General features: G+C 69.5%; 8 protein-coding genes and 1 pseudogene. 3 read left to right on the top strand and 6 right to left on the bottom strand.

Translation table 11 applies throughout. The annotated features are described in order from the left end of the window. From CXY01_RS21250 to CXY01_RS18445, 6 genes and pseudogenes are all read right to left on the bottom strand, one after another. Window positions 1-567, bottom strand: a pseudogene (locus tag CXY01_RS21250) (hypothetical protein); the annotation flags it as partial. A 188-nt stretch (window positions 568-755) separates the two neighbouring features. After that, window positions 756-2,330 carry a pectate lyase family protein gene (locus CXY01_RS18465; protein ID WP_146930496.1) on the bottom strand — a complete coding sequence of 525 codons (1,575 nt, stop codon included), beginning with the start codon at window positions 2,328-2,330 and terminating at the stop codon, window positions 756-758. 211 nt (window positions 2,331-2,541) lie between these two features. After that, on the bottom strand, window positions 2,542-3,156 hold the full coding sequence (locus CXY01_RS18460) for a GyrI-like domain-containing protein (protein ID WP_146930493.1): 615 nt from the start codon (window positions 3,154-3,156) through the stop codon (window positions 2,542-2,544). Continuing rightward, window positions 3,153-3,476, bottom strand: a complete 324-nt coding sequence (locus CXY01_RS18455; RefSeq protein WP_146930490.1) for a hypothetical protein — start codon at window positions 3,474-3,476, stop codon at window positions 3,153-3,155. The genes CXY01_RS18460 and CXY01_RS18455 overlap by 4 nt, the downstream gene beginning before the upstream one ends. 205 nt (window positions 3,477-3,681) lie before the next feature. Further along, window positions 3,682-4,518: a hypothetical protein gene (locus CXY01_RS18450; protein WP_146930487.1), complete on the bottom strand. Its 837-nt coding sequence runs from the start codon at window positions 4,516-4,518 to the stop codon at window positions 3,682-3,684. A gap of 179 nt (window positions 4,519-4,697) precedes the next feature. Next, complete coding sequence (locus CXY01_RS18445; protein ID WP_146930484.1) at window positions 4,698-5,429, bottom strand: hypothetical protein; 732 nt, start codon at window positions 5,427-5,429, stop codon at window positions 4,698-4,700. Between the two features lie 125 nt (window positions 5,430-5,554). Between CXY01_RS18445 and CXY01_RS18440 the strand changes: the two genes are divergently transcribed. Genes CXY01_RS18440 through CXY01_RS18430 form a run of 3 tightly spaced genes read left to right on the top strand, consistent with a single transcriptional unit; the run spans window position 5,555 to window position 8,078 of the window. Then, window positions 5,555-5,851, top strand: a complete 297-nt coding sequence (locus tag CXY01_RS18440; RefSeq protein WP_146930481.1) for a hypothetical protein — start codon at window positions 5,555-5,557, stop codon at window positions 5,849-5,851. Beyond that, window positions 5,848-7,560 (top strand): TNT domain-containing protein, encoded by a 1,713-nt coding sequence (locus CXY01_RS18435; RefSeq protein ID WP_146930478.1) that lies wholly within the window; start codon window positions 5,848-5,850, stop codon window positions 7,558-7,560. Before CXY01_RS18440 ends, CXY01_RS18435 begins: the two co-directional genes overlap by 4 nt. Window positions 7,561-7,562: 2 nt before the next feature. Continuing rightward, a complete protein-coding gene (locus tag CXY01_RS18430) occupies window positions 7,563-8,078 on the top strand; it encodes an Imm61 family immunity protein (RefSeq protein WP_503825989.1) in 516 nt (171 codons plus the stop codon).

The following is an 8,078-nucleotide window of genomic DNA, read 5'->3' as shown; positions in this document are numbered from 1 at the left end:
GCCGGACGGCGGCGTCGTGGGCGTCGAGGTCGGCGGCGTCGTGGGCGTCGTCGGCGGGGTCGTCGTCGGCGGCGTCGTGGGCTCCGTCGTCGAGCCCCCGCTGGCGTACGTCTCGAACTCCGCGACCTGCGGGGTCGACGACGCGCCGGTGATCTGGAAGGTGATCTTCTTCAGCGACGTCGCGCTGAAGCTGATGGCACCCGCGCCGGAGCCGGTCGTCAGGACCGAGCCCGAGTCGGCGTTGATCAGCTTCCAGGCGCCGATGCGACCGCTGGCGCCGGAGGTCTCCCGGATGGTGACCGAGGAGACAGTGGTGGCGGACCCCCACTTGATGGAGATGCTCCCCGTCGATCCGCTCGGCGACCAGTACGTGCTCAGCGAGCCGTCCTTGACGTTGCCGTAGCTGGTGCCGCTTGCCTTGCTCGACCCGTCCGCACCCGCGCCCAGGCTCAGGTTGGTGCCCGCGGCCTGCGCGGCCGACATGGATACCGCGGTCACGCCGATCGTGGCTGCCAGGGCCAGGGTCGCCAGGGCGGCGATCGGCCGTCGTGCCAGTGCTTGTCTCATCGTTTCCTCGTCCTCGTCTGTGGGTGCAGGCGCCGTCCCGCTCGGGGACGGACGCACCGCTGTCTCGAAGGGGATCTCGAAGGGGAGAAGATCGCCGTCCGGGGTGCCCTCGGCTCCCCGAGCGGCAGATCTCCCGAGAACGGCACGACCCCGGCCAGGCCGGTCGAGGTCGTGCCGTGACGCTCGGATCAGCTGGCGTAGGTCTCGAACTCCGCGACCTGCGGGGACGAGGACGCGCCGTCGATCTGGAACGTGATCTTCTTCAGCGACGCCGAGCTGAAGCTGATGACCCCGGCACCGGTGCCGGTCTTCAGGACCGCGCCCGTGTCGGCGTTGATGAGCTTCCAGGCGCCGATCCGGCCGCTGGCCCCGGACGTCTCACGGATGTTGACCTTCGACACCGTGGTGGCCGAGCCCCACTTGATCGAGATGCTCCCCGTGGAGCCGCTCGGCGACCAGTACGTGCTCAGCGAGCCGTCCTTGACGTTGCCGTAGCTGGTGCCGCTGCCCTTGCTCGAGCCGTCCGCACCGGCGGAGAGGCTGAGGTTGGTCCCGCTGGGCGCTGTCGACGTGGGGGTCGGCGTCGGCGTGGTTGGCGTCGGGTTCGGCGTCGTGGGGGTGGGCCCCGGCGTCGTCGGTGTGGCGGTGGGCGTCGTCGGGGTGCAGGACCCGTTCGAGACCTGGAGGCCCTTGTTGGCGCCGGCCGTCTGCGCGACCACGTTGGGCACGCAGCTCGCGCCGTCCAGCGTGTACGAGTACGGGATGCTCACCGAGGTCGTCGACACCACGTTCGGTCCGGCCGGGTTGGTGTCGCCGCCCTTCGGCGACCAGGTGATGTTGTCGAAGATGTTCCCCGCGACCTGCCAGGTGCCGGCCTGGTCCGTGTAGAAGGTGCCCAGGACGTCCTTCGAGTCCTTGAAGTAGTTGTTCTCGACCTTCGCCTTGGCGCCGGCCCGGGAGTTGATCCCGGACTCGTTCAGGTTCACGTAGGAGTTGTTGTAGATGTGCGCGATGCCGCCGCGCAGCAGCGGGGTGCGCGAGTCCAGGTTCGAGTACAGGTTGTGGTGGAACGTGACGTTGCCGCTGCCGGTGTCGCTCTCGCTGGAGCCGATGAGCCCGCCGCGTCCCGAGTTGCGCAGGATCGAGTAGGACAGCGTCACGTACTCGACGTCGTTCTTGAGGTCGAAGAGGCCGTCGTAGCCCTCCGACTCACCGCCCGACGCCTCGAGGGTCACGTGGTCGACCCACACGTTGCGGACCGTCGACTCCATGCCGATCGCGTCGCCACCGTTGGAGGTCGGGGAGCCCGACTTCTTCACGTTCTTGACGGTCACGTTCTGGATGATGATGTTGCTGGAGTCGCGGATGTGGATGCCGATCTGGTCGAACGTGGCACCGCTGCCGACGCCGACGATCGTCACGTTGCTGATCTGCTTGAGCTCGATCACACCCGCGGCCGTGCTGCAGCTGCCCGAGACCTTGGCGGTGTTCCCGACCGTGATCGTCCCGGAGACCTGGATCGTGATGGGGGTGCTGTTGCTGGCCCGGCTGCAGAGGGCCTGGTGGATCGCCGTGCCGGTCGAGGCGGTCACGGTCGCGCCGCCGGCGCCACCCGTGGTGCCGCCGTTCTGGGTGGCGTAGCCGGTCACCCCACCGGTCGCCGCCTGCGCGGCGGACATGGAGATCGCGGTGACGCCCAGGGTGGCGGCCATGGCCAGCGTGGCCACCCCCGCCAGCGTGCGTCGTGCTGGTGCTCGTCTCATCGTTGCCTCGTCTTCGTCATTGGAGTAGGCCGCTGCCTCGACTCGCGGAGTCAGGCTTCCCGGTGTCGGAGCATGAGCAACCGGTTTCCCGATGGTAGGAGACCGCTTTCCGCAGGCCGAGCGCCTAAACGATTCGGCACGGTGTTTCTCATTCGCGACCGCAGCAGTGCGGTGGCACGCGGCAGCTCGGTCACACGCCGCGACCCGGGAGTCACAGACCGGTCGGCAGCGCTCCTGTCACCGGCTGGCGCAGGATCGTCCGGCGCTTCTCCGGCGCGATCCTGCGGAAGTCGCTGAGGTAGATCTCGTGGTGCGTGCCCACCATGCGCAGCCCGTTGGCCGGGATGAACTCGTCATGCAGCCGCGCTAGCACGCCGGCCTCGTCGTCGAACGAGCCGACGTGCAGCGTCTGCACGCACCGGCCCTCGGACAGCGTCTCCAGCCGGAGGCCGCTGGCGCCTGCCTTCTCGATCGCCGCCACGACCGTCACGTCCTCCAACCAGTCGGGGACCAGGAGCATCAGCGTCCAGTCCCACCGCGACTTGTCCCGTGCCGACGTGAACGCCTCCATGTCCCGCGCCCACCACAGACCCTCCAGCGGCGGCACCACGTAGTCGCGGCCGAGCTCCCGCTTGCTCGTGAACTTCAACGCGTACGCCACCGGGTACAGCGCCTCGACCGCCTCGATGAACGCCGGCGACGAGTTCGGGTCACCGTGGCCGTCCACCATCAGGTACCGCCGGTCAGGCACGTCGAGCACACGGAACTGCCCCTGCCGCGCCTGGTAGCCGTCGAGCGACCTCTTGAGGTCGACCTTGTCCGTCACAGCGCCTTCGCGACGACCGTCGCCTCCCCACACGCTGCGCAGACCGGCGCGTCCTGGACCAGGTGGAAGCTGCTGCACGCCGCGTTCGTGCAGGTGCGGGTCTCGCTGCCCGCCGGACGCAGGTGGGCTGCCTGCTGGCCCTGGCCCTTCAAGGGCATCGGCGTCGAGTAGATCGGGGCGATCGGACCGGTGCCCTGCGGGGGGACGCGAAGAACCGTCCACACAGTCGGCTTGCCGCAGACCGCGCAGGTCGGCGTCGCCTGCACCCGGTTGTGCGCCGCGCACGCCTCGTCGGTGCACCGGAGGGCGACGTTGGACATGGTGTTCCTCCGGCTGGATGGCGACCGCGACCCCTCGACCTTCCTGGACGGCAACCGCTCCGCACAAGAGGGTCCGGACAGCGAGAGGCGTTGTTCGCCGGTGATCACGTCCGAGCTGACGTCGACGCGATCTGCGACCACCCGCAACGCACCCGGGTGCTCGTGTCACCCCGCGGCTACGGGTGTCGTGCGCCGACCGCGGCGCTCACCCCTGGGTGACGAGGGTCTGGAGCTCGGCGACGGGGATCTGGGCGGTGGTAGTGATCGGTTGGGTGTCCATCGGGGTGACGGTGTCGTCCAGCGACGAGGTCCACGAAGCCGCCCACGACGCGGTCAGGGTCAGCGTCGTCGTGGGCAGCACCTGGCCCTCGACGATGGGCTGGTCCGCACTCGAGCGCGAGAACCGGATCGCACATGTGGTCCCAGCCGCGTCCGGCGACCACGGTGTGCCGGTGTCGGTGCAGTGCACCGGGTCCGCACCCGGCGCCGACACCTCCATCCCGGACAGCGTCGCGTCGACCTGCGCCCAGGTCCCACCCACCTGCGCCCGCACAGAGACGGTGGTGGGTGCGTCCTGGACCCACACCCAGGTCTCCACCCCCACCACCGTGGCACCCGACCCGGCCATCGACGGGTTCCACGCGATGGTCCCGACCGGCAGGTCCATCGCGTCGCGGGCCGCCTGGGCCAGCACCGCCGGGTCCACCCCGACCTCGACGACCGGCACCGGGTCGCCCGGTTCCACGTAGATCCCGGGGTGGGCTGCGTAGTAGGCCGTCCGGTAGCTCACCGGGGCGTCCGCACGGCACGTCGCCTCGAACCAGTTGCCCTCCACCGAGGCGTACGCCTCGAAGTTCGCGTGCAACGTCGGGTCCACGTACTGGTCCGCACTCGGCGACCACCCACCGCTCTCGACCAGACCACCCGGCCGCCACGTCTCGAAGTACACCGCCCCGGTCGGCCCCCGCCCGTACCAGCACGCCCGCGGCACCACCATCGTCGAGGACCTCTCGAACGACCCACCCGAGGACGTCGACCCCACCTGGCGCACCTCCACCGCCACCCCCGCACCCGCCGCCACCGGCGACACCACCGCAGGAGGGGTTCGAGTCGCGGTCGTACTGCCGCCGAAGCCCGGCTCTGCCGCCACAGCGGCCGAGGCAGCGCTGGACAGCACGGCAGCAGCGGCGAGGGCAGCAGCGACGGGAAGGGTTGTCGACGTCAGCACGGCGACGAGATCGCGCTCGTCAGCACGACCCACGTCTGGTCGGCGACTCGCGCCAACGTCAGTTCCTCACGGGTCGTCCCGCCGAACCCGGCTTCGTCCGGGGTGTACGAGCGGGTCGCGTCAGCGAACGTCGCGTCCCGGTAGTCCGCGCACGCGACGGCGCGAGCGGTCTCCCCGTCGACGGTGATCTCTCGCATCTCGACATGGAAGACCCCGCCGATCTTCGCCTGGATGCCCACGTTCTTGTCGACCACCTGCTGCATCAACGCCTGCACTTCGGGTGAGGCGATGGTGCTGAACTTCGGGCTGACCGTGTTCGTGGTCAGCGTCCGCCAGTACTCCGTCTCGTACTCCGCCGCCCAGTGATAGACCTCCGCCTCGGCCCCCGTCAGGTCGGGGTCGTCCTCGAACACGATCCCCAGCTCAGCGTTGGAGTAGTCCACGGTGGGCGTCGAGGTAGGCGTCGGGATCGGCGTCTCGGTGGCCGTCGCTGAGGCGGTCAGCCCGGGCAACGGCTCCGTCGCCGGGGCGCACGCCGCCACACCAACCAGGACCACCATCGACACCAGCACCCCTGCGACCGACCGCATCGACAACCCCCAGTCCAAGTCCCGGCGGGTGCCAGGGCGCCAAACCGTAGCGAACCGGACACACGCACCGTGGGCTCCATCCACAACCGCGCTGGTGTCCGGCCGGCGCTCGCTCCTGCAGGGCTCATGCCTCACGGCGGCGAGGCGCTGGCTGCCGATGGGTGCACAGCGGCTGTGGACAACTCCGACAATTCGAGACTCGCCCGCGCTAGTTTCCGGACTGCCCGATCGAAGGCCTCGACCAAGGAGCGTGACGAACGGTGGATCCGGTCGCACGCGCCGAGAACCGAGTGGCGGACCTGCGAGCGCTGTTGCACGACTTCCGCGAGGCTCGGAACAGGGCACCGGCGCTCACGTCGCCCGCCGACGCGGTCGGCGCACGCGGTACTTGGACCGGGACCGCGGCCGACCGCCTGCACCGCGAGAACCTCGCCCCGATGTCGGGGTCCCTCCCGCGAGACCTGGACCGGGCCGAGGACGCCATCCTCGGCGAGATCGCGCACGCCGAGCGGGCGGCACGGACGGCACGCGACCGCGCGACCAACGAGCCCGCATGAGCAAGCTCGTCGAGATCAACCCCGAGGCGCTCGGGGCCGTGCGCAACGACATCGCCGCGACCCGCGACGCCATCCGCGACGAGCTGGGTCCGCTGCGCCGGCGGATGAGCAACCTGGACGTGCCCACCGGCGCGATGCTCGATGTTCTCGCGGTCGCGGACCGGCTCGACTCCGACGTGCTGCCCACCCTCGACTGGCACGTCGCCCGCGGCCGGGAACTGGCGACCATGCGCTACGGCGGGACGATGGGGACACTGCTCGCGGTCGTCGACGTCGATGGCCCGTTCGGTCCGCCCCCTGACCCGTTCGCGCAGAGACGCCTGGAAGACGGGTCCACCGCCCTGACGTGGCCTGCAGCGCCGGCCGAGGAGCAGGACGCCGACCGACAGGACGCCGAGAGCTCCGAACCGATCGCGTCCTGGTTCGAGGACCGATGGGACGACCTCGCGACGTCCGTCGACGACGGCACCACGTGGCTCTCCCAGAAGGCCACCGACGCCTGGGACGACGTCACCGAGGCCGGCGAGCAGCTCGGCGACTGGTGGGAGCGAACCACCGGCGACCTCGGCGAGTGGATCGACGACAACCTCGCCGACCTCCGCGAGCTCATCGGAAAGCACGCGGCGGTGTTCCGGTTCCTTGCCGACGCGTGCCGGGTCGTCGGCTGGGTCGTCGTGGCTTTCGGAGTCGTGCTCACGGTCGCGCTGGCGGCCATCGGGGCCACGGGTGGCTCCGCCTTCGGTGCTGTGTTCGGTGTCGGAGTCGGCGCCGTGCCCGCCGGAGGTGCCGGTGCGCTCGCCGGCGCCTCCGTCGGCCTCAAGGTCACGGGTCTCGGGTTTGCGATGGTCTCAGTCGGGGACTTCCTGGACGTCACCGCCGACTGGGGTGAAGGCGATATCGACGGCCAGGACCTGGTCAAGCAGGGCAGCCTCGAGATCGCCCTCGCCCTCGGTTCTCTGATCGGGTTCGGTGCCGTGGGCAAGATGCTGCAGAAGACCTACGGCCACCTGCCGGACTCGTGGGCCACCAGGGTCGACGACCTGCTCGAACCCCACTCCGTCGGCGATGGCTCGGTTCTTGGGGACGCCACGCTTGGGCCGCTTCACAACGGATACCCATCCGGGCCGGGCTGGACCCGCCAGCCCGACATCGAACCTGACGCGGCCTACGGCCATGCCCGGCCCGACGTCGCAACACTGAGCTCGAGGAATCAGGTGCCATCGACGATCAACTCGGAGATCCGGCGCATCGGCGGCGACCTTGCGGACCCCTGGGGCATCGATCCCGACACTGGTTCGCCGTTCACGGAGGCAGAGTGGACCCGACGCTTCACCACAGCCGGCGGTGGCGTGCGCTGGCCACCCAACCGCGGCGCCGTGTCGGGCACTCGAGTCCAGTTCACCGATGCCGATCGCTTCGTGGATTCCTATGGAGAGAAGTTCGACCGGGTCGGACGTCCGAGCGGTGCCTTCCTGGGCATCCCGCCCGGAGCCTCCTTCGGCAGCAGAGCTCTGCCTCCGTCCACCCTTGACGAATCTCTTACCAGCTATACGTTCAACCGTCGCGCCTTGCCGCCGGATGTGACCATCGAGGTCTCCCAGATTGCGCCGGCGTTCGGGCGACCCGGCGGTGCTCTACAGGTCCGCTTCATCAAGGACGGCAAGGCTGTCACCGTCGAAGAACTCGTGGGATGGGGTGTGCTCAGTTGACGATGCGTATCGAGCCAAGAGTCGTCGAGCTGATCGAGGAGGGTGGCCGATCAGTCGACCAGCCTGCGCCCGGTGAGGCGTTCCACGTGAGCGATGCCCAGGTAGAGAACATCGGCTACGAAGACGGTGGCGCGGTCACGATCAAGACGATCGAAAGAGGCGCCTCGAACGGCGTGGATCTCGTCACGTCTGACATCCGGGTGGTGCAGACGTACCTGGCGCTCCGGGCGGCGATGGATTGGCGCACGGCACACGGTCTGCCAGTGCTCACCTATGCCAGCCTGACGAGCCCCACCGAGTACCTCGTCGTCGACGACGGTCAGGGCAGGGCGAGCGTTCGACACTCAGACGGAACCGTCCTCGCACACCGTCTGTCGGCCGGGCGTGCCACTGAGCTCGTTGTCGCCTTGTCGTATCCGCTGGACGTCGTCGTGGCCGCGATCAAGAACCCGACTGGGGAGCCCATCTGGACTCGAGGGCCGTTCAGCAGCAGCGCCCCGACCCCGGAGAGGGTGTGA

This window comes from Cellulomonas xylanilytica (assembly GCF_007989805.1).
GTDB lineage: Bacteria > Actinomycetota > Actinomycetes > Actinomycetales > Cellulomonadaceae > Cellulomonas > Cellulomonas xylanilytica.
Note: the sequence above shows the minus strand (reverse complement) of the source record. Positions and strands in the feature narration are given on the sequence as shown.